Here is a 22,823-nt window from a genome sequence, read left to right as displayed (position 1 = left end):
CGCTGGGCCGCCGACGAGGTAGGTGAGGGCCGCAATGCGAAAGATCGTACTGATGGGATCGGTCTCCCTCGACGGCTACATGGCGGGGCCGGACCGGGAGTTGGACTGGCACCGGGTCGACGACGAGGTGCACGCCTACATCAACGACCGGGTCCGGTCGATGGGCGCCTTCCTCAACGGGCGCGTCATGTACGAGCTGATGGCGGACTTCTGGCCGACCGCCGACGCCGATCCCGCGGCCGGCGCGCCGGTGGTCGACTTCGCGGGCATCTGGCGCGCCATGCCCAAGGTGGTCTACTCCCGCACGCTGGAGCACGCCGACTGGAACGCCACCGTCGTGCGCGAGGTGGTCCCGCAGGAGGTGCGCGCCCTGAAGGAGCAGCCGGGCGGCGACCTGCTGCTCGGCGGCGCCGACCTCTCCGCGACCTTCCTGCGCCTGGGCCTGGTCGACGAGTTCCACCTCTACATCCACCCCGTCGTGATCGGCTCCGGCAAGCGGTTCTTCCCGACCACCGAGGCGCGCAGCGACCTCGACCTCGACCTCGTCGAGACCCACACCTTCGGCAACGGCGTCATCCTGCTGCGCCACGAGCGTTCCCGACACCCCCGCGTCAGCCCGGCCGGCTCCGCCTGAGGCCTGGCGCGCACGCCTTCTCGGCCATGATCGGGGTGCACCCCCGTCACCCCCGCCACAGCAGCCGGGCGGCACGCCCGCCCGGCAGGCGTGCCGCCCGGCTGCTGGCCCCGGCCCATGGCAGGCAGTCACCACGCCTCGGCGGGGGAAGCGGAATGGCCGAACCGGGGCAGCCGGGAGCGGCACCACCTTTGACAGACTCCTGGCAGTCGAGCCGCCCGGCGCAAGCCCGCGGCGGCACCAGCACCGGCGCGGGCGGACGTTGACGACCGTTCCGCGTCGGCCACACACAGGGGGACCAGGATGTTCGGCATGTCCAAGAAGCTGCGGTATCTGGCAACCGTCGCCGGCGTGGGTGTCTCGGCGATGGCGCTCGCCGTGTCGTCGGCGCCGGCCGCCTCCGCGGCGAGCGGCTGGGGGATCGCCAACGTCGACAGCGGCAAGTGCATGGACGCCTCGTGGAGCCACACCGACGGGACGGCCGTCGTGCAGTGGGGCTGTTACGGCGGCAACACCCAGCTCTGGTACACGGTGTGGAAGGGCACGGGGTACGAGTTCGTGAACGTGGACAGCGGGAAGTGCCTCGACGCCTCCTGGAGCCACGCGGACGGGACGGCCGTCGTGCAGTGGGCCTGCTACGGCGGCAACACCCAGCTGTGGAACACCGTGTCGAAGCCCGGCGGTTGGGAGATGGTGAACGTGGACAGCGGCAGGTGTCTGGACGCCTCGTGGAGCCACACGGACGGCACGAACCTGGTGCAGTGGGCCTGCTACGGCGGCAACACCCAGCTCTGGCACTCGGTCTGAGCCAGACCTGACCTGACCCGATCTGCCTCGTCCGGCCGCGGCGTCGGCCGTCGCCCCTTCTGGCTCCGCTCCGTTCGCCTCACAGCCCGCGCATCTCGCTCCTCGTCAGCGCGTAGCCGAAGGCGGCGAGCAGGCAGAGCCCGGTGGCGACGAAGACGCCGCGGCTGCCGAAGGCGGAGACGGCCGCGCCGACCACGACCGCGGAGAGCGGGAAGACCGCCAGCGCGCAGAAGGTGACCGCGGCCATCACCCGGGCGAGCAGCTCGGGTGGGGTCTGCTTCTGGATCCCGGTGACGATCAGCACGTTGGTGACCGTGCTCGCGGTGCCCGCGACGAACAGGCCCACCAGCGCGCCGGGCAGCGCGGCGAACGGGATCAGCAGCACCGCCACCCCCATCAGCAGGCCGCACTGAATGGCGGTGCGACCGCGCGAGCGCAGCCCGGTGAGCCCGGCCACCAGCAGGGCGCCGACCAGCGAGCCGCCGGTGAAGACGGCCAGCAGCGCGCCCAGCCCGATCGCGCCGACCGCCAGGTCGTGGGTGGCCAGCGAGGGCAGCGCGACGCGACTCATGCCGCCCATGGTCAGGTTGGCGACCACCGTCACCGTCAGCACGCTGCGCAGCAGCCGCGACTCGCGCAGCAGGGCGAGGAAGTTGCGCGGCACGCCGGCCCGCCGCGCCACGTCGGGCGCCGGTGCGACGAACGGGCCGCGCCCGATCATCAGCAGGGTCGCGGCCGAGACGGCGAAGCTGGCCGCGTCCACGCCCAGCGCCACCGCCGGGTCCAGCCAGGCCACCACCAGGCCGGCCAGCGCCGGGCCGATGAGGCCGGCGGTGAAGTTGACCGTGCTGCTCAGCGAGTTGCCGGCCTGCAACTGCTCGGCGGGCAGCAGGCGCGGGGTGATCGCCCAGGCGGCCGGCAGGAAGAGTCCGGCGCCCAGACCCACCAGGGCCGCGAGCACACCGACCAGCCAGAGGTCGTGCACCCGCAGGGCGGCGACCGCGACCAGCGCGGCGGTCGCCAGCAGTCGGCCGAGGTCGGCGGCCATCATCACCCGCCAGGCGCCGACCCGGTCGGCGAGGATCCCGCCGAGCGGGGTGGCGAGCAGCCGGCAGGCACCGTAGGCGGCCACCACCAGGCTCAACTGCCGTGCCCCGCCCGCGAAGGAGTAGACCAGCAGCGGCAGCGTGACCACCTGGAAGGAGTTGCCGAACTCCGAGGTGCCCTGGCCGACCACCAGCAGCCGGTAGCCGCGCGAGCGCAGCGGCAGCAGGCTCAGCTGCGGCCTGAACCGGGCCAGCCGCCCGCCGACTCCGCCCGCTGCGCCAACTCCGCCCGTTCGGCCCGTCGATGGTGACGGCTGCTGGGCATCCGAGGAGCTCCGGGTGTCACTGGTCATGGAGCGTCACCGGCAGCGACTCCAGCCCGCGCAGCATGATCGTGTTGCGCCAGGGCAGCGAGGCCTCGTCGGCGGCCAGCTCGATCCGCCCGAACCGCGCCAGCAGGCCGGTCAGCGCGACCTCGCTCTCCAACTTGCCGAGGAACGAGCCGAGGCAGCGGTGCAGGCCCTGGCCGAAGGCGAGGTGGCCGGGGTCGTCGCGGTCCAGGACCAGCCGGTCCGGGTCGTTGAAGCGGGCCGGGTCGCGGTTGGCGGCGCCGAGCGAGATCAGCACCAGCTCGCCGGCCGGGATCTCCACCCCGCTGACCTCCACCGGCTCGGCGGTGAAGCGCATGGTCGCCATGCTGACCGGCGACTCGTAGCGCAGGAACTCGTCCACCGCCATCGGCATCGCCGCCGGATGCGCGCGCAGCCAGGCCAGTTGGTCGGGATGGTGCAGCAGCGCGAGGTTGGCGGTGCCCAGCAGGTTCACCGTGGTCTCGTGGCCGCCGATGAGCAGCAGGAAGACCATCGCGAAGACCTCCTGCTCGGTGAGTTCACCCGCCGCGTGGGCGCCCACCAGGTCGGTCAGGATGTCGTCGCGCGGCCGGGCCCGCCGCTGCGCCATCAACGTCCGCAGGTAGGCGTTGAGTTCGGAGGTCGCCTGCTCGAAGGTCATCGCGCCGCCCTGGGTGAGGATCGCCGTCGACCAGGTGCGGAAGGACTGCATGTCCTCGGCCGGGAAGCCCAGCAGCTCGCAGATGATCATGATGGGCAGCGGGAAGGCGAAGTCGGTCACCAGGTCGGCGCTGCGCCGCTCGCGCAGCCCGTCCAGCAGGCCGCCGGCGATCCGCTCGACCAGGGGACGCATCAGGTCGACCCGCTTGCGGGTGAAGACGCCCTGGATCAGCCGGCGCAGGCGGGTGTGGTCCGGCGGGTCGCTGTTGAGCATGTGGACCACGTCCGAGCCGAGCGTGATGCCGGCGCCGCGCTCGTCGGCGATCGCCTGGCTGCGCCGCACGTCCTGCCCGAAGCGCGGGTCGACCAGCGCGGCCCGCACGTCGTGGTAGCGGGTGACCATCCAGACCGGCAGGCCGCTGCCGTACTCCACCACGGAGACCGGGGACGCCTCGCGGATTCGGGCGAGCGTGGGGTAGGGGTCGCGGATGAAGGCGGACATGCGCGCGTCGGCGTCGTCGACCGCGGTGGTCATGGTGGGTCTCCTCAACTGTGGGGCGGTCGGGGTCAGACGGTCAGCGACGGGAACGGCCAGCGGCGCACCCGCATCGGCAGCCACCACAGGCGGCCGGCCTGCTCGGTGACCAGCTTCACCTCGGTGAAGTCCCGCCGTACGGCGGGCGGTACCTCGCCGACGGGGACGCCTTCCGCCAGCGCGTCGAGCTGTCCGAGGTGGTCGGGCTCGTCGATGGTGAACAGCTCCAGCGTCCCGAACCGGCGGTCGCGGACCTCGACGAAGCCGGGGCCCCGCCGCACCACGCACCGGCACGGGAAGTAGCCGGCGCGCCACTCGGCGGCGAGCTCCGCCGGCGCGCCGAGCACCCGCGCGGGCGGGAAGAGGTGGTGGAAGAGCCGGTCGGCGGCGCAGCCGTCCTCGCAGAGCGCCTCCCAGAGCACGGCCAGCCCCTGGCCGGTCGCCTCCCGCAGCAGGGTCAGCGCGCGGGCCGAGGCGGCCGGCGCGTCCCGGCAGAGCCGGATGGGCTCGGCCAGTCGCAGGCAGCGGACCCCGGCGCGGTGCAGCTCGGTGACGACGCTCGCGGCCGGCCCGCCCAGGGTCCGCCGCCCGAGCGCGCTGCCCGCCGACTCGCGCACCAACGGGTCGGAGTCCAGCCAGAGTTCGGCCGCCACCCCCAGCTCGCTCCAGGGCGCGGCGGGCGCCTGCTCAACCGACGGTGACGACATCGTGGGCTCCCTTCGCCTGTTCGGCCCCGGCGGTCAGGTGCCGGTGCTCGAGGCGCATCAGCACCTGGTTGTCGCTCTCGACGGCGACCTGGAGGTAGCTGCCGCCCTCGTGGAAGAGCAGGCCCAGCGCCGTCCAGCGCGCCAGCAGCGGCTGCACGGCGGCCGCGCCACCGGGGATCCGGGCGGCCAGCGCGGTGGGGGTGCGCGGCTGGGCCAGCAGCCGGAACAGCGCCAGCTCCACCGGGTCGGTCAGCACGGTCAGCCGCCAGTCGTACGCCGGACGGGAGTTGACCAGCACGATCCGGGCGCCCTCGTCCCGGTAGCTCAGCCGGCTGTCCGGGTACCGCTCGCGCCACAGCTCGACCGCCGCGCCCAGCGCGCTCGCCGCCTCGGCCCCGATGCCGCGCTCGGGTGCGGCGAAGACGTAGGCCAGGTCGGCGAGTTCACCCTCGGGCAGCCGGTAGGTGGCGCGGTACTGGTAGGCCGGGCGGATGATGTCGAAGCCCAGTTCGGGCCGGTTGAAGTACGGGCTGAACCGTTCCAGGACGATGCGCCCCGCGCCGGTCGGCGGATCGAGGTGGTGCAGCACGGGCAGTTGCCGCACCACCGCCGCGTAGTCGGCGGGGTCCTCACCGGGGAACCCGTAGAGGTAGTTCCAGGTGACCGAGACGCCGGCGCTCTGCGCGTCCCGCAGCGCGCGCACGTTCTGGCAGCCGGTCACCCCCTTGTCCATGATCCGCAGTACCGGGCTGCTCAGGCTCTCCACCCCGGGCTGCACCTGGACCGCCCCGGCGTCGGCGAGTTGCTGGAACTGGTGGCGGCGCAGGTTGGCCTTGATCTCGAAGTGCAGCCGCAGGTCGACCGGGAGTTCGGCCAGTTCCTTCAGGACGGTGTCGAAGTAGCCCATGTCCAGGATGTTGTCCACCACGTAGACGTCCAGCAGTTGGTGGCGCCCGGCGAGGCGCAGCAGCTCGGCCAGGAAGTCCGCGGGGGTCTTGGAGCGGAACTCCATCGAGGTGCCGTTGAGCCCGCAGAAGGTGCAGTGGTGCTTCTCGCCCCACCAGCACCCGCGGGAGCCCTCCAGGACGAGCTTGGGCTCGACCCAGCCGGCCGCCGCGGAGGCGTCGAGCCGCTCGAAGAAGCCGTCGAAGCAGGGCGGCAGGATCGCCGAGGGCGGCAGCGGGCGGGTCGCCATGGCGTTGGCCCGCGCGGTCCCGTCGGCCTCGCGCCAGCAGAGCCCGGCGATGCCGGCGAGCCCGGCGGGGTCGGCGGCTGTGGGCTCGGCGCCGGTCGGTCGGTCGGCCTGCAACGCGGCGAGCAGGGCCGGGAACGCCGCCTCGCCCTCGCCGCGCACCACGTAGTCCAGGAACGGGAAGTTGCGGTGCAGCGCGGCGCCCTGCGGGCCGTCGCAGTTCGCGCCGCCCAGCACCGTCAGCGTCCGCGGGCAGGCCGCCTTGAGCTGTCGGGCGGCGGCCAGGCTCGCGGTGTTCTGCTGGAAGGTGGTGGTGAAACCCACCAGGTCGGGTGCGTCGGAGGCGAGTTCGGCCACCAGGCGGGCGATGAACGCGGGGGCGGCCGCCCGGGTGGCGCGGGCGAGTGCGACCTCGCGCCCGCTGGCCCCGTTGGCCCGCAGGTAGGCGAAGTAGTCGGCGAATCCCGGCTGTTCGTCCTCGGCCAGGTCCTCCGCCAGCCCCTCGGCCAGCTCCTCGGGCCGCAGGTCGTCGCCGTGCAGGGCACCGGCGAACGCCCAGTCACCGGCGCCCTGGAAGTAGGAGCGCTCGCAGAAGTAGCCGTAGTCGTCCAGCCCGAATCCGCTCCCGCGCACCGCCCAGTCCACGAAGTCAAGGTTGGCGTACCGCACTTCGACCTGGTGACCGGCCCGTTCGGCCGCCGTGCGCAGGATTCCCAGGGCCAGCGAGGGCATGTCGAGCGCACCCCACGGCATCTGCACCAGCACGATACGCATGATGGATCGTCACTTCCCTCGCCGGTACGGGACTTGGCCGGTGCCGCTCCGGGGTGCCGGCGGCACCCCGGAACGGCCGGTGCTCACTTGCTCGTGGGGGCGTCCTTGCGCTGGCCCTTCAGGGCCGGCTTGACGGGCGTGGCCGTGGTGATGTCGAGCGTGAAGCGGTCGATGATCACCGCTCCCCGGTCGCGCTCCGGCGTGCCGATCGGGTCGTTCTGCACACTGCGTCGCTTCATGGGGGAGTCACCTCCTTCCCTGGCTCGGGGTTCGTCCCCCGGCGCCGGTCGCGCCGGGGTGCTCGGTGGGGGAGACGGACGAGGAGGGCCGCCGGTGCCGGGGCCGGCGCCGGCGCGGGCCAGGCGTGCCCGGCGAAGCGCAGCATCGCGGCGAGCACGGCGCGATGGTCCGCGGTGCGCCGGCTGCGGTGTCCGCCGGCCACCCGGACCAGCTCGTGCGGAACCGCCAGCTCCTTCAACCGGTCGGTGTAGCGCAGCAGTTGGCTGACCGGGCAGCGTTCGTCGTCCTCGGCGGCGACCAGCAGCACGGGCGCGCGGACCCGGTCCACGTAGCTGAGCGGGCTGGCCGCGCGGTACCGCTCGGGGACCTCCCGCGGACTGCCGCCGAAGAGCTCACGGTCCAGCGCGCGCAGCGCGGGCGTGCCGGCCCGGTAGGCCGCAGGGTAGTCGGCGATGGGGTGGGCGGCCATCCCCAGCGACCAGAGGCCGGGTTGCACGCCGAGCGCCAGCAGGGCCAGGTAGCCGCCCCAGGAGTAGCCGCAGAGGCCCACCCGGTCCGCCCGCGCGGTACCGTCGGCGACCAGCTCGGCCCGCACCGCGGCCAGGTCCGCCAGCTGCGCCAGACCGACCCGGTGGCCGAAGTCGTGCTGCCAGCGCGGCCCGTAGCCGGTGGAGCCGCGGTAGTTGGTGCGCACCACGGCGTAGCCGCGGCCGGTGAGGGTCTCCACCCGGGGGTCGTAGCTGTCACGGTCGTGGGCGGCCGGTCCGCCGTGCAGCAGGAAGAGCGTCGGCCACGGTCCGTGGCCCGCGGGGGTGGTGACGAAGCTGTGGATGCGCCCGTACGGCTGCGCGGTCCACCGCTGGCTGCGGCGCCCGGCGCCCTCCCGCTCCCCGGCCGCCGGCTCTGTCCCCAGCGCGCCCACCCCGCCCACTCCGCCCACCCCGCCCCCGCCGGGCGGTAGTACCAGCAGTCGCGGCGGTGTCGACGCCCGGCTCCAGAGGCAGTGCAGCGAGCCGTCCGGCGCGCAGGAGAGGTCGTGGATCGTGCCGCCCGGGACCGGTACCTCGCGCTGCCCGGGCCGGTCGAGGTCGGCCACCAGCAGCCGGCTGCGGCCGGCCCGTTCGTGCTGCACGAGTACGCCCCGGCCGCCGCCGTACCAGCCCACCGAGATCTGCGCGTCGAACGAGAGCGCCGGCAGCAGCCGCAGACCCCGGTCGGCGCGCCAGGTGGCGACGGTGTAGCGGTCCTCCTCGCCGGCCACCAGCAGCAGTTCGGGCCCGTGCGTCGGCGTCGGGTGGAACTCGATGGGCCACAGCCGCCGACCGGGCCCGCCGGCCAGTCGGACCTCGGGAGCGGGCGGGGTGTCGGCGGACCGGAGCAGCACCGCGTCCGGCCCGTCCGGCCGCCCGCCCAGGGCCAGCAGGCGCCCGTCGGGGGACAGGTCCGCCAGGCCCAGGTGCCCCGGCGCGGAGCCGAGCAGCCGGGCCGGGCCCGCCGGTGGAGTGAGGTAGCACCGGGTGGCACCGTCGACGCCGACCGCGAGCGCGGCCACCGTGCCCGCGCGGTCGAAGGCGAGCCCGTAGGCCCGCCCGCACGGCAGCCCGGCCAGCGCCACGCCGCCGCCCGGCTCCCCGCTCCCGGTGTCACCCGGGTCGCCCGGGTCACCCGCGTCGCCGTCCCCGACCGCCCCGAACGGCAGCCGCCGCCAGCGCCCCTCGCCACCCGGGTCGGCGTCGAACCACCAGACCCAGTCGCCGCCCGGCTCGATCTCGCTCAGGTCCACCCCGTGCGTTGCCCGGGTCAGCACCCGGCGCCGCCCGGCGGTGAGGTCCCAGGCGACGGCCTGCAGCCGGCCCGCGACCAGCCGGGTCTCCACCGCGCGGCCCGGGGCCAGCCGGGCGAAACCGGGGGCCTGCACCGCATCCGTCACGAGCCACGCCTCCCGGGTCACGGGCCGACGCCGCTGCCTGCGGAAGCTGCCGTCGGATCCCGAAGTCGCCTGTGCCGAGGCGGTGACCGGCAGCTGGCCGGTCACCGGTGCGCCGTGCGTCCGACGGCGTGCGCTCCGGTCGAGGAGGGGTGAAGTCCCCCGGGCAGCACGCCACTTGTTGGCATGTCGTGGTGCGGCCGTGACCGCGGCGAGATGCCGGCGCGGTAGCCGTTGACCACTGTAGGGCTGGACGATGAACAGTCAACTGCCCTACGCACAGATGGCCGAAAGGTACCGACCAACCGGTCGGGTACCTTTCGGCCATCCGCGGGCGGGCCCCGGTCGGGGCCCAGGGTCCGTCAGGCGGGCCCTACTCGTTCTCGTACTCGGCCATGACGGTGCCCCGGCCCACCGCCAGGAAGCCCAGGGTGCCGCCGATCGCCGCCGGCGAGGTGTCGGCGTCCAGGCCCAGCTTCTCCACGCTCAGCGCGTGCACGGTGAAGACGTAGCGGTGCGGGCCGTGGCCGGGCGGCGGGGCGGCGCCGCCGAAGTTCTTGGTGCCGTAGTCGTTGCGCGCGTGCACCGCACCGGCCGGCAGGCCCTCGAAGTCGCCGCTGCCCGCGCCGGTCGGCAGTTCGGTGGTGTCGACCGGCAGGTCGAACAGCACCCAGTGCCACCAGCCGCTGCCGGTCGGCGCGTCCGGGTCGAAGCAGGTCACGGCGAAGCTCCTGGTCTCCGCCGGGAAGTCCGACCAGCTCAGCTGCGGCGAGACGTTGCCGCCCGCCAGCACCTGGCTCTCGGCGAGCGTGCCGCCGTCCGGCACGTCGGTGCTGGTCACGGTGAACGCGGGGACGGGACGCTGGAAGTCGTGCGGGAGCGGGGGCCTGGTCACGTGGGTGTTGCCTCCTCGGCGAGGGAACGGTTCGTTCAGAGCCTAGATGACGCCGCGTCAATACCGGTGGGCGGGCGCCCCGACCGGGGTACCCGCCCACCGCACTGCCACCACACCCTCACCGCACCGCCGGCCGGCCGTCAACGGGCCACCGGCAGGCCGCGCGGCCCGCGGCTCAGCCCTGCGTGCGCTTGGCCAGGAAGTCGGCCACCTGCTGCTGGATCTCCGGCGTGTCCAGGCCGCGCACCGTCATCGTGGTGCGCCGGCGCAGCACGTCGTCCGGCGTGTAGGCCCACTCGTTGTCGGCCGCGAAGGCGACCTGCGCCCAGACGTCCGGGCCGTCCGGGTGGATCGGAGCGCCGAGCTCCGGGTTCTCGTCGATCATGCGGGCGATGTCGAAGGAGAGCGTGCCGTAGTGGCTGGCCAGGTGCTTGGCCACCAGCGGCTCCATCCGCGAGCCGGGCTCGCGGTCGATCAGCAGCCGGTGCGCCACCGCGTTCGGCGCGCCGATGCCCGGCAGCGGGACGGTGGCCGGAATCGGCGACATGTCCTCCGACAGGCCGGTGCCGCGCACGTGCGCCAGCTTCTCCAGCACCGTGCGCCCGATGTGCCGGTAGGTGGTCCACTTGCCGCCGGCCACCGAGAGCATCCCGCCGCGGCCCTCGGTCACCACCGTCTCGCGCTTGGCGGCCGCGGTGTCACCGGGTCCGCCGGGCAGCACCCGCAGGCCCGCGAAGGCGTAGGTGATCAGGTCGCGGTCGAGGTGCTCGTCCTTGATCGCGTGGCCGGCCTCGTCCATGATCTGGTCGATGTCGGCGTCGGTGGCCCGCACGTCCTGCGGGTCGCCGGTGTACTCCTCGTCGGTGGTGCCGAGCAGGACGTGGTCCTCCCACGGGATGGCGAAGGAGACGCGGTACTTGTCGATCGGGATGGTCAGCGCGGCGCGCCACGGCGTGCGGCGCTTGACCACCACGTGCGCGCCCTTGGAGAGCCGGATGGACGGCGCGGCGCCCGCGTCCTCCATCGCGCGCAGGTGGTCGACCCACGGACCGGTGGCGTTCAGCACCAGGCGGGCGTCGACACCGAACTCGGTGCCGTCCAGCCGGTCCTTCAGGTCGGCGCCGGTGACCCGGGTGCCGGTGAAGCGCAGCCCGGTGACCTCGGCGTGGTTGAGCACCACGGCGCCGGCCTCGACGGCGGCGCGCACCGTCATCACGGCGACCCGCGAGTCGTTCATCTGGTGGTCGCCGTAGACCGCGACCGAGCGCAGGCCCTCGGTGCGCAGCGCGGGCACCTGCTGGGCGGCGTGCGCGGCCGTGGAGACCCGGCCCATGCCGTCGCGGAAGGCGGACAGGGCGGAGTAGAGGAAGACGCCGGCGCCGAGCTTGGGGGCGCTGTGCGGGCCGCCCTTGTAGACCGGCACGAAGAAGGTCAGCGGGTTGACCAGGTGCGGGGCCACGTCGGTGGCCAGCGCCCGGCGCTCCTTGTGGTTCTCCGCCACCAGCTTGACCGCGCCGGTCTGCAGGTAGCGCAGCCCGCCGTGGACCAGCTTGGAGGAGGCGCTGGAGGTGGCGCCCGCGAAGTCGCCCGCGTCCACCATGGCGACCTTGAGACCGGCCTGGGAGGCGGTCCAGGCGACGGCCGTGCCGAGGATGCCGCCCCCGATCACCAGCAGGTCGTAGGTGGCCCTGCCGAGCAGCTCACGGGTCTCGGCGCGGGAAGCGGTGCGGCCGGGGGTGCGCTCGGCGCCCAGGGTCGGGATGGTTGCCATGGTGTGTTCCGGCGCCACGGTGCGGGCGGCGCCGGGTCTCCTCTCGAAGTGCGGTTCGGCCTCGCGGGAGGCCGGGGAAACTCACTGGCCGGCCGGGGCGGGGCTGCCCCGGCCGGCGGACGGCTCAGCTCTCCTCGTCCTCCTCCACCCAGCCCATGGTGCGCTCCACGGCCTTGAGCCACTTCTTGTACTCGCGCTCGCGGGTGGCCTCGTCCATCCGGGGGGTCCACTCGGCGGCGCGGTGCCAGTTGGCCCGCAGGGTGTCCAGGTCGGGCCAGAAGCCGACCGCGAGGCCGGCCGCGTAGGCGGCGCCCAGCGCGGTGGTCTCGGCCACGAACGGGCGCTCCACCGGAGCGTCCAGGACGTCGGCGATGTTCTGCATCAGCAGGTTGTTGGAGGTCATGCCGCCGTCGACCTTGAGGGCCGTCAGCTTGACCTTGGAGTCCTTCTCCATGGCGTCCACGACCTCGCGGGTCTGCCAGGCGGTGGCCTCCAGCACGGCGCGGGCCAGGTGGCCCTTGGTGACGTACCGGGTCAGGCCGGCGATCACGCCGCGGGCGTCGGAGCGCCAGTACGGGGCGAACAGGCCGGAGAAGGCCGGCACGAAGTAGGCGCCGCCGTTGTCCTCGACGGTGTTGGCCAGGGTCTCGATCTCGGCCGCGGTCGAGATGATGCCCAGCTGGTCGCGCAGCCACTGCACCAGCGAGCCGGTGACCGCGATCGAGCCCTCCAGGGCGTAGACCGGGGCCTGGTCGCCGATCCGGTAGCCGACCGTGGTCAGCAGGCCGTGGTACGAGTTGACGATCTTCTCGCCGGTGTTGAGCAGCAGGAAGGTGCCGGTGCCGTAGGTCGACTTGGCCTCGCCCTCGCTGAAGCAGGTCTGGCCGAAGAGCGCGGCCTGCTGGTCGCCGAGCGCGGCGGCGACCGGGACGCCCTCGAGGTCGCCGACCGCGTGGCCGTAGACCTCGGCGGAGGAGCGGATCTCCGGCAGGACGGCCATCGGCACGCCCATCGACTCCGCGATCTTCTCGTCCCAGGCCAGCGTGGCCAGGTTCATCAGCATGGTGCGCGAGGCGTTGGTGACGTCGGTGACGTGCTTGCCGCCGTTGACGCCGCCGGTGAGGTTCCAGATGACCCAGGTGTCCATGGTGCCGAAGAGGATGTCGCCGGCGTCGGCGCGCTCGCGCAGGCCCTCGACGTTGTCCAGCAGCCAGCGGATCTTGGGGCCGGCGAAGTAGCTGGCCAGCGGCAGGCCGGTCTCGCGGCGGAAGCGGTCCTGGCCGACGTTGCGGCCCAGCTCGCGGCAGAGCCCCTCGGTGCGGGTGTCCTGCCAGACCAGCGCGTTGTGGACCGGCTCGCCGGTGTTCTTGTCCCACAGGACGGTGGTCTCGCGCTGGTTGGTGATGCCGATCGCGCGGATGTCGTCCTTGGTCAGGTTCGCCTTCTCCAGCGCGCCGCTGACCACGGACTGCACCCGGGTCCAGATCTCGGCGGCGTCGTGCTCGACGTAGCCGGGCTGCGGGAAGATCTGCCGGTGCTCCTGCTGGTCGACGGAGACGATCCGGCCGTCGGCGCCGAAGATGATGCAGCGGCTGGAGGTGGTGCCCTGGTCGATCGCGGCGATGTAGTTGCCGGCCGGCGCGGTGTTCGCGGTCATGTGATGGGTCCTCGGCTCGGAGGGTGGGTGGTGGAGGGGGTGCCTGTGAGGACGGTGCCCTCTAGAAGAGGCCCTTGTACAGAAGGCCGGAGAGCGCGCCGCCGATCAGCGGTCCGACGACCGGGACCCAGGCGTAGGACCAGTCCGAGCCGCCCTTGTTCGGGATCGGCAGCAGCGCGTGGACGATGCGCGGGCCGAGGTCGCGGACCGGGTTGATGGCGTAGCCGGTCGGGCCGCCGAGCGAGAGGCCGATGCCGACCACGGTGAAGGCGACGATGAGCACGCCCATGCCGGACAGGCCCAGGCCCTTGGTCAGGCCCTGGGTGAGGATGCCCATGCACAGGACCATGGTGGCGATGATCTCGGTGAGCAGGTTCTGGTACGCGTTCCGGATCTCGGGGCCGGTCGAGAAGATGCCCAGGGTGGGCTCCTTGTTGGCCTGGAACTGGCCGAGGTAGGTCGCCCAGACCAGCACGGCGCCGATCATCGCGCCCAGCATCTGGGAGCCCAGGTAGAGCGGCACCTTGCTCCACTCGCCGCTCTCGACGGCCAGCGCGATGGTGACCGCGGGGTTGAGGTGGGCGCCGGACTTCGGGGCGACCATGTACGCGGCGACCATGACCGCGAAGCCCCAGCCGAACGTGATGGCGAGCCATCCGGCGTTCTGGGCCTTGGACTTCCTGAGCGTGACAGCGGCGCAGACGCCGCCGCCGAGGAGTATCAGAGCGGCGGTGCCGAGGGTTTCGCCGACGAAGATGTCGCCGTTGGAGAAGGCGGACACAAAGACTCCTTTGTCCGTATGGCCGATGCGCAGTGGAGACGACCCAGTGGGTCGGGCCCGTGGCAGGCGGGTGGGGGAGAGTGCCGCGGCGGGGGAGTCCGCGGCGATGGGAGTGCGCGGGCGTCCCGTCCCCGGGAGGCGTCCGTGCGGCGGTGGAGGCGACCGGTGCCTCGAGAACTCCCTGGGGAAGGAGCCTTTCGATAACCACCGTTCGACATTGTCGACCGCTATGCGGGAGTTTTCACCCTGGGGGCGCCCACGTCAAGGCCGGGTTACCTCCCTGTGACCCTCCCCTCGCCGGCTCCTGGTGGGTCGCCTGCGAAGCGGGCGGCCGAAATGAGCCTAATACGGACAAAACGCCGAAGGGCGGACAGCTGAGCTGTCCGCCCTTCGGCGTGCTGGTGACTCGCCCGTCCGGCGGTCCCGGCGGCGTCAGAACCGCCCGGCCCCCAGGTCACGGGAGATCGCCCGGGCCGCGCCGCGCACCGAGGCGACCAGCTCGGAGCGGACGAAACCGTCCTCGCAGACCCGTTCCACGGCCCCGCTCACGCAGACCGCGCCGACCGGGTTGCGCCGGCGGTCCTGGATCAGCGCACCGATCGAGGCCACTCCCTCCCAGGTCTCCTCGATCGCGTCCGCCCAGCCGCGCTCGCGGATCAGCGCGCACTCCGCGTCGACGTCCTCCAGCGAGGTCAGCGTGCGCGGGGTGTAGGACTCCAGCGGGTCCTCGCCCAGCTCCCCGCGCGCCACCGGGTCGTAGGCCAGCAGCACCTTGCCCAGCGCGGTGCTGTGCAGCGGGTGCATCGAGCCGACCTCCAGCACCTGGCGGGTGTCGTCGGGGCGGAAGACGTGGTGCACGATCAGCACGCCGCGCTGGTGCAGCACCCCGAGGTAGACGGTCTCCCCGCTGGCCCGGGCCAGGTCGTCGGCCCAGACCAGCGCGCGGGCCCGCAGCTCGTGGACGTCCAGGTAGCTCTGGCCCAGCCGCAGCAGTTCGGCGCCCAGCTGGTACTTGCCGCTCTCCGGGTCCTGCTCGACGAAGCCCTCCTGCTGCAGCGTGCGCAGGATGCCGTGCGCGGTGCCCTTGGCGAGGTCGAGCGAGGTGGCCACCTCGGACAGGCCCAGCCGGCGCTCGCCGCCGGCCAGCAGGCGCATGATCGCGGCGGCCCGGGAGAGCGACTGGATCGGGCCGGGCATGGGGACCTCCACAGACAGGCAGGCGGTCGACAATGTCGCACGGTTCGTGGTCATGTCGACTGCGGGGGGCATCGCCCCGAGTCTGCCAGGCCCACCCCCGGCCTCGCACGTTGCCTGTCGCTTCTCGTCCGTTTTGCGGCGCTCAGCGGGCGCGAAGCGCCGTCAGCTCCGCGGCCAGCTCGGCGATCGCCGCCGGACCCACCCGGCAGCAGCCGCCCACCAGCCGCGCCCCGTCCCGCACCCAGCCCGCCGCCAGCGGCGCCGGGCCGAGCGCGCGCCCCTGCCAGGACCGGCTCGCCGGCTGCCACCGCTCCCCACTGTTGGGGTAGACCACCACCGGCTTGCCGGTCACCTCCGCCGCGATCCGCACCGCCGGTCCCACGTCCTGGGGCGCGCAGCAGTTCACCCCGACCGCCACCACCTGCGCGCTGTCCGCCGCCACCGCGAACGCCTCCGCCAGCGGCTGCCCGGCCCGGGTGCGGGTGCCCGCCACGCTGTAGGAGAGCCAGGCCGGCACCCCGAGCCCCTCGATCGCGCGCAGCATCGCCCGCGCCTCGTCGAGGTCCGGCACCGTCTCCAGCGCCAGCACGTCCGGTCCGGCCGCCGCCAGCACCTCCAGGCGCGGCCGGTGGAAACGCTCCAGCGCGGCCACGCTCAGCCCGTAACGGCCGCGGTACTCGGAGCCGTCCGCGAGCACCGCGCCGTACGGTCCCACCGACGCGGCCACCCAGCCGTCCGGCTGCGCCCGCCGGGCCAGCCGCACGCTGGAGGCCAGCAGGTCGGCGGCCGCCGCCCGGTCCAGGCCCCGTCGGGCGAAGCCCTCGAAGCTCGCCTGGTAGCTCGCGGTGATCAGCACCTCGGCGCCGGCCCGCGCGTACGCCCGGTGCGCCGTCAGCAGCGCCCGCGGGTGGTCGGCCAGCAGCCGGGCCGACCAGAGCGCGTCGTCGAGGTCGTGCCCGGCCGCCGCCAACTGGTGGGAGAGGCCGCCGTCCAGCACCAGCGGTCCCGCCGCCAACGCCGCCGCGAAGCCACCCTCCGACCGCACCGCCGGCCACCTCCACACCGCTCGACCCCGCACGGTCCGACCCCGTGCGCCGCGCCCCTCCTCGCACTGTAGTTCTCCGCCGTCCGGCCCCGGCGGCAGCCGGTCCGCCGGCTGATCCGGCGACCCGATCCGCGCGGAGCGCGCTCCCGCTACGATCCGAACCATGACCACTGACCAGGCCACCCGCACAGGCGTCTTCGGCCCCGGCACGCACTGCCACTGGTGCGGTACCGCCTACCCGGCCGGTACCCAGGGCTGGCCGCGGACCTGCCCCGGCTGCGCGGAGATCAGCTACCGCAACCCGCTGCCGGTGACGGTCGCCCTGCAGCCGGTGAACCGCCCCGACGGGGGACAGAGCCTGGTGCTGATCCGCCGCACCATCGAGCCCGGCTACGGCGAACTGGCGCTGCCCGGCGGCTACGTGGACTACGGCGAGACCTGGCAGAAGGCCGCCGTGCGCGAGCTGCGCGAGGAGACCGGGATCGAGGCCGACGCCACGGCGGCGACCCTGGTGGCCACCGAGTCCGACACCGCCGGCCGGTTCCTCTGCCTCTTCGTCCTGCTGCCCGCCCAGGACCTCGCCGACCTGCCGCCCTCGGTGCCCACCGAGGAGACCGAGGGCTGGCAGCTCACCGACGCCCCGGCCGAGCTCGCCTTCCCCTTCCACACCCGGGTCTGCGCCGCCTGGTTCGGCGGCGAGTACCAGCCGGTCTGACCGGGCCCCGTCGCGTTCCCCGCCCAGGGCCCGTCCGGCCGTCCCGCCGCCGTCAGGCCCCCGGCTCGGCGGGGAGCGCGACCGCCGCCCGCAGCGCGGCCAGCTCCTTGGGCCAGCCCGTGACGGTCACCGCGCTCTGCGCCCCGCGGCCGAACGCGAAGAGCAGCAGCTCGCCCGGATCGCCCGTCACCCGGACCGTCCCGCGCAGCTTCTGGCCCACCGTCAGGTTGCGCCCGTCCCGGTGCGCGAGCACCAACCGGACCGGGGTCCGCTTCGCCAGTTCGAAGCGCGCGGTGAGCGGAACCCGCCGCCACAGCGCCTCCGCGAGCGCGCCGTCCAGCTCGCGCGGCTCCCACGGCACCGCCCGCCGCACGTCCTCCGCGTGCACGAAGTACTCGACGGTGTTGGCCGCCTCGTCCGCCCCCGGCAGCGCGAACGGCGACAGCCGCGGCGGCCCGGCTCTGAAGCGCCGCACCAACTCCTCGTACGGGCGCCGGGCGTAGCCGTCCTGGACCCGCCGGGTCCAGCCGCCCAGCGGCCGCAGCTGGATCCCGGCCGCGGCGTCCGGCCGGGCCTCGCGCAGCACCAGGTGGGCGGCGAGCTCCCGGGTGCGCCACCCCGCGCACAGCGTCGGCGCGTCCGGCCCGGCGGCGGCCAGCAGCTCGGCCAGGCGCTCCCGTTCAGTACGGGCGTGGTTCGACATGCCGTCAGCCTAGCCACCGCGCCCCTCGCCGAACCGCCCCCACCCTGGCCGCCCGCCACCGCCCCCGTGGCCCGCCGCGCGGCCCCCTCGCCCCCCCGCGGCTCGCCGCGCCGCCGGCCTGCGGACCTCTGGCGTACCAGGGGATCACATGGCAGGGTCTAGCAGCGTCAGCAAGCACCGGACGGGCCGCGCCACAAGCGACGACCCCGCCCCACCCTCCGGCCGGGAGACCACCACCGTGAGCACCCCACCCCAGGATCAGGCCGCCGCCGCCGACGCACCGCTCTGGCGTCCCGACCCCGCCGAGGCCGCCGCCACCCGCCTCGTCGCGTTCCAGGCCTGGGCCGCCGAGCGGCACGCCGCCCCCGCCGCCCCGCTCGCCCCCGCCCCCGACGACGCGACCGCCGCCGCCCGCTACGCGGCCCTGCACACCTGGTCCACCGACGACCTCGACCGGTTCTGGACCGCGATCACCCAGTGGTTCGACGTCCGCTTCAGCACCCCGCCGCAGGCCGTCCTCGCGGACGCCGCGATGCCCGGCGCCCGCTGGTTCCCCGGCGCCCGCCTCAACTACGCCGAGCACGCGCTGCGCTTCGGCGAGCCCGCCGCGGACGGCACGCCCGGCCCGCACGCCGAGCTCCCCGCGATCCTGCACCTGGACGAGACCACCGCGGAGCCGATCGCGCTGAGCTGGGCCGAGCTGCGCCGCCAGGTCGGCTCGCTCGCCGAGGCCCTGCGCGCCCAGGGCGTCGGCCCGGGCGACCGCGTCGGCGCCTACCTGCCGAACATCCCGCAGGCCGTCGTGGCGCTGCTCGCCACCGCCTCGATCGGCGCCGTCTGGACCTCCTGCGCCCCCGACTTCGGCGCCCGCAGCGTGCTGGACCGCCTGCAGCAGATCGAACCCGTGGTGCTCTTCGCCGTCGACGGCTACCGCTACGGCGGCAAGGCCCATGACCGCACCGAGGTGGTCGCCGAACTGCGCCGCGAACTGCCCACCCTGCGCGCCGTCGTGCACGTCCCGTTGCTGGGCACCCAGACGCCCCCGGGCGCGCTCGGCTGGGACGAGCTGACCGGCGCGCCGGACCCCCGGCTGGTCTTCGAGCCGGTCCCCTTCGACCACCCGCTCTGGGTCCTCTACTCCTCCGGCACCACCGGTCTGCCCAAGGCGATCGTGCAGAGCCAGGGCGGCATCCTGGTCGAGCACCTCAAGCAGGCCGCCCTCCACCTGGACCTGGGCCCCGAGGACCGCTTCTTCTGGTACACCTCCACCGGCTGGATGATGTGGAACTTCCTGGTGGCCGGCCTGCTGGTCGGCTCCACCGTGGTCACCTACGACGGCAGCCCCGGCCACCCCACCACCGGCGCGCTCTGGGAGGTCGCCGCCCGCACCCGCGCCACCGTGCTCGGCACATCCGCCGCCTACGTCATCGCCAGCCGCAAGGCCGGGCTGCACCCCGGCCGCGACCTCGACCTCTCCGCGGTCCGCTGCATCGGCACCACCGGCTCCCCGCTGCCGCCGGACGGCTTCCGCTGGATCTACGACGAGGTCAAGGCGGACGTCTGGCTGGCCTCGGTCAGCGGCGGCACCGACGTCTGCAGCTGCTTCGTCGGCGGCGTGCCCACCCTGCCGGTCCACCTCGGCGAGATCCAGGCCCCCTGCCTGGGCGCCGCCGTCGAGTCCTGGGACGTGCACGGCAAGCCGCACACCGACACCGTCGGCGAACTGGTGGTCACCCAGCCGCTGCCCTCGATGCCCACCGGTTTCTGGAACGACCCGGACGGCACCCGCTACCGGGACAGCTACTTCGACCTGTACCCCGGCATCTGGCGGCACGGCGACTGGATCACCGTCACCTCCCGCGGCACCGTCGTGATCCACGGCCGCTCCGACTCCACGCTCAACCGCCAGGGCGTGCGGATGGGCTCCGCCGACATCTACGAGGTGGTCGAGCGCCTCCCCGAGATCGCCGAGTCCCTGGTGATCGGCCTGGAGGAGGACGGCGGCGGCTACTGGATGCCGCTCTTCGTGGTCCTCGCCCCGGGCGCGGCACTGGACGACGAGCTGCGCGCACGGATCCGCAGCGCGCTGCGCGACCAGCTCTCGCCGCGCCACGTCCCCGACGAGGTGATCGCCGTCACCGGCCTGCCGCACACCCTGACCGGCAAGCGGATCGAGGTCCCGGTCAAGCGCCTGCTCTCCGGCACCCCACTCGACCGGGCGGTCAACCCGGGTTCGGTGGACAACCTCGACCACCTGCGCTTCTTCGAGCGGCTCGGCGCCGACCGCCGCGCCGCCCTCCAACAGGAGCAGTAGTCCACGGACGGCACAGGGGAGCCCCCGCGACGGGGGCTCCCCTGTGCCGTCCTCTCCTCACTCGCCGGAGAGCACCTGCTGCGCCGCCGCGCGCGCCTCGTCGGCGGTGTCCGCGGCCCGGGCCGCCTCCGCCGCCCGCCGGCACTGCGCCAGCGTGGCCTTCGCCAGCGCCGCGCGCACGTAGGGGATCGAGGCCGCGCCCATCGACAGGCTGGTCACGCCCAGACCCGTCAGCACGCACGCCAGCAGCGGGTCCGCGGCCGCCTCGCCGCACACCCCGCAGCTCTTGCCCTCCGCCTGCGCGGCCGAGGCGGCGGCCGCCACCAGGTCGAGCAGCGCCGGCTGCCACGGGTCCTGCAGCCGGGCCAGCGAGCCGACCTGTCGGTCGGCCGCGAAGGTGTACTGCGCCAGGTCGTTGGTGCCCAGCGAGAGGAACTCCACCTCCCGCAGGATCGCCCGGGCCCGCAGCGCGGCCGAGGGGATCTCCACCATCGCGCCGAACTTCGCCTGCAACCCCGCCGCCCGGCAGGCGTCCGCGAAGGCCTTGGCGTCCACCCGGTCGGCGACCATCGGCGCCATCACCTCGAGGTGGACCGGCAGGCCCTCGGCGGCCCGGGCCAGCGCCCGCAGCTGGGTGCCCAGCACCTCGGGGTGCTCCAGCAGGGTGCGCAGACCGCGCACGCCCAGCGCCGGGTTGGGCTCGTCGGCGGGGGTGAGGAACTCCAGCGGCTTGTCGGCGCCGGCGTCCAGCGCCCGCACCACCACCCGGCCCTCGGGGAAGGCCTCCAGCACCTGGCGGTAGGACGCGACCTGCTGGTCCTCGCTCGGCGCCTTCTTCGAGTCGTCCAGGAAGAGGAACTCGGTCCGGAACAGGCCGACCCCCTCCGCACCCGCCGCCAGCGCGGCCGGCACGTCGCCGGGGCCGCCGACGTTGGCGAGCAGCGGCACCAGGTGCCCGTCCGAGGTCTGCCCCGGCCCGGACGAGGCGCTCAGCGCCGCCCGGCGCTCGGCGGCCACGCGCCGCAGCTCGGCCTGGCGCTCCGGGCTCGGCTCGATCAGCACCTCACCGGTGCTGCCGTCGACCGCCACCACGACGCCCTCGGGCAGGTCGGTGGCGCCGGGCAGCGCGACCACGGCCGGCACGCCCATCGCCCGGGCCAGGATCGCCGAGTGGCTGGTCGGCCCACCCTCCTCGGTGACGAAGCCGAGCACCAGCGTCGGGTCCAGCAGCGCGGTGTCGGCCGGCGCCAGGTCCCGGGCGAAGAGCACGTACGGCTCGTCGCTGTCCGGTACGCCCGGCATCGGCACGCCCAGCAGCCGCGCCACGATCCGGTTGCGCACGTCGTCCAGGTCGGCCACCCGGCCGGCCAGGTACTCGCCGGCCGAGGCGAGCAGCGCCCGGTAGGCGGCGAACGCGTCGTAGACGGCCCGCTCGGCGCTGCTGCCCACGGCGATCCGACGGCTCACGTCCGCCATCAGCTCCGGGTCCTGCGCCATCAGCGCCTGGGCCTCCAGCACCGCCTGCGCCTCGCCGCCGGCCAGGTTGCCGCGCGCGATCAGGTCGGCGGCCACCGCGTCCACGGCCTGCTGCGCCCGGGCCTGCTCGCGCGGCGCGTCCTCGGTGGGGATCCGGGTGGCCTCGGGCTCCAGGGCGGCGGTGCCCATGTGCCGGACCTGGCCGATGGCGACCCCGTGGCTGACTCCTACGCCGCGCAGCGTCTTTTCCATTGCTTCATTCCTTTCGCCCGGCCCGGGACGTCGGTGCGGGACGTCCGGGCGGGCTCGATCGGGTCACGTGCCGGCCTCGCAGTACCGCCCCGCCCCGCCGGTCCACGGACTACCGGACCATGGGGGGCGGGGCGCTGTCCGGCCGATCTTCCGGCCGGTCGGCGGCCGGGCGCGGTCAGTTCCAGGTGAAGAGGTCGCCGCCGGTGGCGACCTCGCCGGCCTCGGCGACCGCGCTGAGCGACTCCGCCGACGCCTCCAGCGCCACGATGGGGGAGATCGGCGACTTGCCCGCCGCCTCGACCTGCGCCGGGTTCCACCGGATGACCGGCTGCCCGCGCTTGACCTGGTCGCCCTTGCTGACCAGCAGCTCGAACCCCTCGCCGTTCAGCTGGACGGTGTCGATGCCGAGGTGGGTCAGCACCCCGTGACCGTCGGCGTCCATCACGACGAACGCGTGCGGGTGCATGGAGACCACCAGCCCGTCGACCGGCGCCACGGCGGAAGTGGGCTCGCGCACCGGGTCGATGGCGGTGCCGGGGCCCACCATCTGTCCGGCGAAGACGGGGTCGGGCACAGCGGCCAGCCCAATGGCCCGGCCGGTGAGCGGCGACGTCACAGTGGTCATGGTGGAGCCTCCCAGGTGCGGAGTACAGCGAGCGGCCGCGGGCAGCGGCGGGATGGGTCGAGTGCAGCCTAAATCATGCCAACTTCGGACATACCCGGGCAGAACGATGATCCAGTGGGCCGGTCGCACGCGACACGCCCGGGACCTCGCGCTGTCACCCTCGGGCCCGATCCCGGGCCGGTCAGGCCCCCTGGGGGCTCAAGTGGTCTAGTCCTCTTGGTCGACGCGCCGCACTCTACGGCATACGAGTGAGCTCGACGATCGCCCTGGCGCGACACGGCCCCGGGTGCTGGCGCCCGGCCGACGCGGCGGTCAGCATGCTCGATTAGGCAGACCGGCCCCAACGGGCTATCGTTGCTCAGGTCGCCACGAGGCGATGGTGAATCCAGCGACACGGCTGAGTAAACGTCCGGTGAAATCGGATCGAATCTCGTCTGATACGCTGAGGACACGAAGAACGCAGTAAACGAAACGAACGCCCGGAGAGCCTGCGAGAGCGGCTTGAAGGAAGTGTCCGTTC

19 protein-coding genes are annotated in these 22,823 nt (G+C 74.0%); 4 read left to right on the top strand and 15 right to left on the bottom strand.

Going from position 1 to position 22,823, the window contains the following annotated elements; translation table 11 throughout:
* Nucleotides 1-34: 34 nt before the first annotated feature.
* Nucleotides 35-634: a dihydrofolate reductase family protein gene (locus ABD323_RS17680; RefSeq protein WP_344442604.1), complete on the top strand. Its 600-nt coding sequence runs from the start codon at nucleotides 35-37 to the stop codon at nucleotides 632-634.
* Nucleotides 635-946: 312 nt separating this feature from the next.
* The gene (locus ABD323_RS17675; RefSeq protein WP_344442603.1) at nucleotides 947-1,441 is read left to right on the top strand and encodes an RICIN domain-containing protein; all 495 of its coding nucleotides are present in this window, start codon (nucleotides 947-949) and stop codon (nucleotides 1,439-1,441) included.
* A gap of 79 nt (nucleotides 1,442-1,520) precedes the next feature.
* Here the strand turns inward: ABD323_RS17675 and ABD323_RS17670 are convergent, their stop codons facing one another.
* The 12 genes from ABD323_RS17670 to mmuM form a co-directional block, all read right to left on the bottom strand.
* Entirely contained in the window at nucleotides 1,521-2,840 is a 1,320-nt protein-coding gene (locus ABD323_RS17670; protein ID WP_344442602.1) for an MFS transporter, read from the bottom strand.
* Complete coding sequence (locus tag ABD323_RS17665; RefSeq protein ID WP_344442601.1) at nucleotides 2,830-4,032, bottom strand: cytochrome P450 family protein; 1,203 nt, start codon at nucleotides 4,030-4,032, stop codon at nucleotides 2,830-2,832. Before ABD323_RS17665 ends, ABD323_RS17670 begins: the two co-directional genes overlap by 11 nt.
* Before the next feature lie 32 nt (nucleotides 4,033-4,064).
* Nucleotides 4,065-4,739 carry a DUF5825 family protein gene (locus tag ABD323_RS17660; protein ID WP_344442600.1) on the bottom strand — a complete coding sequence of 225 codons (675 nt, stop codon included), beginning with the start codon at nucleotides 4,737-4,739 and terminating at the stop codon, nucleotides 4,065-4,067.
* Nucleotides 4,720-6,705, bottom strand: a complete 1,986-nt coding sequence (locus ABD323_RS17655) for a RiPP maturation radical SAM C-methyltransferase (RefSeq protein WP_344442599.1) — start codon at nucleotides 6,703-6,705, stop codon at nucleotides 4,720-4,722. The genes ABD323_RS17660 and ABD323_RS17655 overlap by 20 nt, the downstream gene beginning before the upstream one ends.
* Before the next feature lie 83 nt (nucleotides 6,706-6,788).
* On the bottom strand, nucleotides 6,789-6,944 hold the full coding sequence (locus ABD323_RS17650) for a hypothetical protein (protein ID WP_344442598.1): 156 nt from the start codon (nucleotides 6,942-6,944) through the stop codon (nucleotides 6,789-6,791).
* On the bottom strand, nucleotides 6,941-8,875 hold the full coding sequence (locus tag ABD323_RS17645; protein ID WP_344442597.1) for a S9 family peptidase: 1,935 nt from the start codon (nucleotides 8,873-8,875) through the stop codon (nucleotides 6,941-6,943). The genes ABD323_RS17650 and ABD323_RS17645 overlap by 4 nt, the downstream gene beginning before the upstream one ends.
* A 370-nt stretch (nucleotides 8,876-9,245) precedes the next feature.
* The gene (locus ABD323_RS17640; protein ID WP_344442624.1) at nucleotides 9,246-9,806 is read right to left on the bottom strand and encodes a YbhB/YbcL family Raf kinase inhibitor-like protein; all 561 of its coding nucleotides are present in this window, start codon (nucleotides 9,804-9,806) and stop codon (nucleotides 9,246-9,248) included.
* A gap of 136 nt (nucleotides 9,807-9,942) precedes the next feature.
* On the bottom strand, nucleotides 9,943-11,538 hold the full coding sequence (locus ABD323_RS17635; RefSeq protein WP_344442596.1) for a glycerol-3-phosphate dehydrogenase/oxidase: 1,596 nt from the start codon (nucleotides 11,536-11,538) through the stop codon (nucleotides 9,943-9,945).
* Nucleotides 11,539-11,662: 124 nt separating this feature from the next.
* Nucleotides 11,663-13,195 carry a glycerol kinase GlpK gene (gene glpK / locus ABD323_RS17630; protein ID WP_344442595.1) on the bottom strand — a complete coding sequence of 511 codons (1,533 nt, stop codon included), beginning with the start codon at nucleotides 13,193-13,195 and terminating at the stop codon, nucleotides 11,663-11,665.
* Between the two features lie 61 nt (nucleotides 13,196-13,256).
* Nucleotides 13,257-13,976, bottom strand: coding sequence for an MIP/aquaporin family protein (locus ABD323_RS17625; RefSeq protein WP_344442594.1), 720 nt, complete (start codon nucleotides 13,974-13,976; stop codon nucleotides 13,257-13,259).
* 432 nt (nucleotides 13,977-14,408) lie between these two features.
* The gene (locus ABD323_RS17620; RefSeq protein ID WP_344442593.1) at nucleotides 14,409-15,173 is read right to left on the bottom strand and encodes an IclR family transcriptional regulator; all 765 of its coding nucleotides are present in this window, start codon (nucleotides 15,171-15,173) and stop codon (nucleotides 14,409-14,411) included.
* A gap of 142 nt (nucleotides 15,174-15,315) precedes the next feature.
* A complete protein-coding gene (gene mmuM / locus ABD323_RS17615; RefSeq protein ID WP_344442623.1) occupies nucleotides 15,316-16,173 on the bottom strand; it encodes a homocysteine S-methyltransferase in 858 nt (285 codons plus the stop codon).
* 208 nt (nucleotides 16,174-16,381) lie between these two features.
* On the opposite strand from mmuM, the gene ABD323_RS17610 reads away from it, so the two are divergent.
* Nucleotides 16,382-16,933: an NUDIX domain-containing protein gene (locus tag ABD323_RS17610; RefSeq protein WP_344442591.1), complete on the top strand. Its 552-nt coding sequence runs from the start codon at nucleotides 16,382-16,384 to the stop codon at nucleotides 16,931-16,933.
* 52 nt (nucleotides 16,934-16,985) lie between these two features.
* Here the strand turns inward: ABD323_RS17610 and ABD323_RS17605 are convergent, their stop codons facing one another.
* A complete protein-coding gene (locus ABD323_RS17605) occupies nucleotides 16,986-17,636 on the bottom strand; it encodes a TIGR03085 family metal-binding protein (RefSeq protein WP_344442590.1) in 651 nt (216 codons plus the stop codon).
* 238 nt (nucleotides 17,637-17,874) lie between these two features.
* Between ABD323_RS17605 and ABD323_RS17600 the strand changes: the two genes are divergently transcribed.
* Nucleotides 17,875-19,950, top strand: coding sequence for an acetoacetate--CoA ligase (locus ABD323_RS17600; RefSeq protein WP_344442589.1), 2,076 nt, complete (start codon nucleotides 17,875-17,877; stop codon nucleotides 19,948-19,950).
* Nucleotides 19,951-20,007: 57 nt separating this feature from the next.
* Here ABD323_RS17600 and ptsP read toward each other — a convergent pair whose 3' ends face one another.
* Nucleotides 20,008-21,678: a phosphoenolpyruvate--protein phosphotransferase gene (gene ptsP / locus ABD323_RS17595; RefSeq protein WP_344442588.1), complete on the bottom strand. Its 1,671-nt coding sequence runs from the start codon at nucleotides 21,676-21,678 to the stop codon at nucleotides 20,008-20,010.
* A gap of 175 nt (nucleotides 21,679-21,853) precedes the next feature.
* Complete coding sequence (locus tag ABD323_RS17590) at nucleotides 21,854-22,303, bottom strand: PTS sugar transporter subunit IIA (RefSeq protein WP_344442587.1); 450 nt, start codon at nucleotides 22,301-22,303, stop codon at nucleotides 21,854-21,856.
* Between the last annotated feature and the right edge of the window lie 520 nt (nucleotides 22,304-22,823).

The sequence above is a fragment of the Kitasatospora nipponensis genome (assembly GCF_039528135.1).
GTDB lineage: Bacteria > Actinomycetota > Actinomycetes > Streptomycetales > Streptomycetaceae > Kitasatospora > Kitasatospora nipponensis.
Note: the sequence above shows the minus strand (reverse complement) of the source record. Positions and strands in the feature narration are given on the sequence as shown.